Source organism: Streptomyces sp. NPDC088554, from assembly GCF_044752945.1.
Classification (GTDB): Bacteria; Actinomycetota; Actinomycetes; order Streptomycetales; family Streptomycetaceae; genus Streptomyces.
The window spans coordinates 1-1956 of record NZ_JBIVMF010000092.1; the positions used below are offsets into that span (position 1 = coordinate 1).

A 1956-nucleotide genomic window follows, 5' to 3' on the forward strand; every position below is an offset into this window, starting at 1 on the left:
TACGGCGCTGGTGGAGATGGTGGTCCGGGCCGGTGACGAGGCCGGCTGCGCGGGCCTGGACGAGCTTTCCCTCATGCAGCCCCTGGTGATTCCGCCGAGCAGCGCAGTGACGGTCCAGGTCACGGTCGGTGCACCGGACACCGAAGGCCGCCGCCCGGTGAGCATCCACTCCCGGCCGCAGGACGCCGACACCACCATTCCCTGGACCCGGAACGCCCAGGGCCTGCTGGCCGAGCGTGCAGTCGATGCTGTGGAGACTGACTGGGCGAGGGCCTGGCCGCCGGTGGCCGCCGAGACCCTGCCCGTGGACGGTTTCTACGATGACCTGGCTGAGGCCGGGTATGGCTACGGCCCCGCCTTCCAGGGGCTGAAGGCCGCTTGGCGTGAGGGCGACACGGTCTTCGCCGAGGTCCAACTACCCGATGTGGTACGGGAAGAGGCGGCTGCGTACGCTCTCCACCCGGTCCTCCTCGACGTAGCCCTACAGACCGTTGGCCTTGTCATGGACGTGGGCGGTGACACCACCGGGGTACGGCTGCCGTTCATCTGGTCCGACGTGTCCTTCCACGCCTCCGGTGCCTCCGCGCTACGGGTACGGCTCGCCAGGACCGGCCCGGAAACGGTCACCTTCGCCGTCACAGACCCCGCTGGCCGCACCGTGGCATCGGTCGGCTCGCTCGTCCTGCGTCAGGCCGTCACCGGCGCTCCGCGCCCCACTCGCGACGGGCTCCACGAGGTGGTCTGGAACCAGCTCCTCGATATCCCGGCCGCCGCTCCCACGGCTGGGTACGCAGTCGTCGGCACCGTCGGCGAGATGGTCGGCGCGTACCTGGACCCGGACACGGAGGTATATCCGGACTTCGCCGCCCTGTATGCGGCCCCGGGCGAGACATCTGCGACGGTCATTGCCGTCATCGACACCACCGAGGACGTGAACGGCGGCGCCGGTGTGCGTGTGGCGTTGGAGCGTGTTTTGGGTTGGGTGCGGGGGTGGTTGGCGGGGGATCGGTTTGTTGGTTCTCGGTTGGTTGTTGTGACGTGCGGGGCGGTTGCTGTTGGTGTGGGGGAGGTGTTGAGGGACGCGGCGGGTGCTGCGGTGTGGGGTTTGGTGAAGTCGGCGGAGTCGGAGAATCCAGGGCGTTTTCTGCTGGTGGATGTGGATGGTTCAGCTGAGTCCTGGCGTGCGTTGTCGCTGGTCGAGGTTCTGGGTGGTGACGAGCCGCAGTTCGCGTTGCGTGGTGGGCAGGTGTTTGTTCCCCGTCTGGTGCGGGCTGGTGAGGATGCCGTTCTGCTGCTGCCTCCGACCACAACGGATGCGTGGCGTCTGGAGACTGGTGAGACGGGCAGCCTGGACGGGCTGCGCCTAGCCCCTGCCGCAGATGCGGAGGCGGTGTTGCTGCCGGGGCAGGTGCGGATCGCGGTGCGTGCGGCGGGCCTCAACTTCCGTGATGTTCTCGGAGCCCTGGGCATGTATCCCGGCGGGCTCGACCTCCTGGGCAGTGAGATAGCCGGCGAGGTGCTGGAGACCGGCGAAGAGGTGAGCGGCCTCGCGGTGGGCGATCGTGTTATGGGCCTGGTGCCCGGTGGTTTTGGTCCGGTGGTGGTGGCTGATCGGTGGCGGGTGGTGCGGATGCCGTCTGGTTGGGCTTTTGCTCAGGCGGCGGGTGTTCCGGTTGCTTTTCTGACGGCTTTGTATGGTCTGCGGGAGTTGGGTGGGCTGGCGGCGGGTCAGCGGGTGTTGATCCATGCTGCTGCTGGTGGTGTGGGTATGGCTGCTGTCCAGCTTGCTCGGCTGTATGGTGCCGAGGTGTATGCCACGGCCAGTGCTCCCAAGCAGGGTTATGTCCGTGGTCTGGGTGTTGCGCCCGAGCGTATTGCTTCTTCCCGGAGTTTGGACTTTGCGGGTGTTTTCCCCCGGGTGGATGTGGTGTTGAACTCTCTGGCGGGGGAGTATGT

Annotated in this window: 1 protein-coding gene; it reads left to right on the plus strand. The window is 67.3% G+C overall.

From position 1 onward, the window contains the following. On the plus strand, window positions 1-1956 hold a 1956-nt coding region (locus ACIP8W_RS31910; protein ID WP_402205909.1), incomplete at both ends, for a polyketide synthase dehydratase domain-containing protein.